Source organism: Prevotella sp. oral taxon 317 str. F0108 (genome assembly GCF_000162415.1).
GTDB lineage: Bacteria > Bacteroidota > Bacteroidia > Bacteroidales > Bacteroidaceae > Prevotella > Prevotella conceptionensis.
On record NZ_GG740080.1, the window covers coordinates 29,290 to 31,028 of the forward strand.

Here is a 1,739-nt window from a genome sequence, read left to right on the forward strand (position 1 = left end):
GTCGCGCTCGAACACCGTCTCGCCATGTGGGTCGCTGGCCTTGCAGAGCCGCCCTGCGCGGTCGTACTCCCACGTGTAGGACACACTGTTGCGGTTGCGTCGACGCACCACACGGTTGTCGCCGTTGTTTTAGTATCTGCACCATTTAGACGGTTCTAATGTCGAGCGTACAAGCAAAAATCTTCAATCTAAGCGTCTTAATAAAACTCAATTTCACAATCTGATAGAGCATATATTCTGCCATCCGAAAGTTCTATGCTATTGTTAGATACTTTACCTGTCAATAAGCCTAAATGTTCTGCACCTTGTTCTATTTGTTTCCGCCAGCCTTCAATATCTCCTTTATAAGATAGTCCATGAAATAATTCATGGGTCGGTAATCTGAGTTTGCAGTTCTCCGATATTACTCCGCCACTTTGAGCTATTTTAAACAAAGAAGTAACTCTATCAAATAATGATTGCCTCTTAACAGATCGGCTTCTTTTTGTGAAAAAATCCTCTCCGTCATCCGAAACATATAGATGTTCTCTTCCCTCTACTTTTATTGTTCCTGGAATATTTCTATTATTAGTACTCATTATTATGGTGTAACTATAATTTTTACATTGTTTAATCCTGCATCTTGGAATATTCTTGTGTAATGTGTTGCCAGGTCTTGGTTGTTTGTATGATAAATAACCTCGTCAAAAGCGTTTGAGTATTTTTGGGCTTGAGAAACCATATTTTGTTGTTCTGCAATAGCGAATGGTTTGTTTCCTATACTACTATTGGGGTTTCGTATTGATTTAGACCAATTCTTTACGTATTTGGCATCTATTGCAACATTCTTGCCATTTATGTTCGCTACGTGGTCGGCTATTCCATTAACTTGTGTTCCCCCAACAATTGCTCCATACTCCCTCTGTGATTGGGGTAATTTTCCCCCGTACATATCTTGGATTTGTTGCTCATATTCTCGAGCTTTTGAAGTTGCTTTATCACAATCCAACCCAAACAAATCTACCCAACTATTTGCATCTGACACGTAAGCATACAACGTCGGATTATTCCCTGCCAGGCCTATCGGATCTTGGCTTATATACCCACCCGTATTCGGGTCGTAATACCTGAACCGATTGTAGTACAGCCCCGTCTCCTCATCCTCATACTGCCCCAACTGGCGGAACGGCACGAACTGGCTGTCGCCCCTTAGGTTACGAAGGTTGCCGTAGATGTCGTAGTCGGCTTGCCAGACGGGCGTTCCGTGTTCGTCGTAGGCCTGTACGGGGCGGCCGATATAGTCGCTCACGATGCCGTAACGCTTGCCGTTTACCAACTTGGCGGTTGGGACATAGCCGTCAGTGTCGTAAATCCAGGTGACGAGGTTGTCCGTTGGCTCGGGCCTGTCGAACGACACTTCGCCGTTTTCGGCAACGATTGGTTGCGGCCGTTTCGTTTCGTCGTACTCCCACTCGTGAAGGACAACGTCACCATCCCAAAGGTAGCGGTGCACACGACCGTTGAAATTTTTTTCAACTCGTCGGCCCAGTGCATCGTACTTGAACGTGACGGTCTTTCCGTCGGGGCGAGTTACGCTGCCCAACATGCCGTTAGGCAGCCATGTGTAGGCGTAGTCGCCGGGTTGCCAAGCGATGAGTTCTTCCTGTTCCCTCCTTTCTTTTGAAGTGTTGTTGTTGGAGAAAAGGCCGAAGAAACCTTTGCCTTCCGTCTGTGAAACGGCATGTTCCAAATCAGCCCTT

Annotated in this window: 2 protein-coding genes; both read right to left on the reverse strand. The window is 46.1% G+C overall.

Annotated features, from left to right (window positions below):
* Positions 1–197: 197 nt before the first annotated feature.
* Positions 198–578, reverse strand: a complete 381-nt coding sequence (locus tag HMPREF0670_RS14625) for a hypothetical protein (protein ID WP_009231918.1) — start codon at positions 576–578, stop codon at positions 198–200.
* Between the two features lie 2 nt (positions 579–580).
* Positions 581–1,739, reverse strand: a 1,159-nt coding sequence (locus tag HMPREF0670_RS17490; protein ID WP_316928778.1) for an RHS repeat-associated core domain-containing protein, incomplete at its 5' end; no start/stop codon positions are given.

Bases quoted from the DNA above. Each gene is read 5' to 3' on its own strand.
- HMPREF0670_RS14625 (WP_009231918.1), bottom strand. From the start codon at position 578: ATGAGTACTAATAATAGAAATATTCCAGGAACAATAAAAGTAGAGGGA.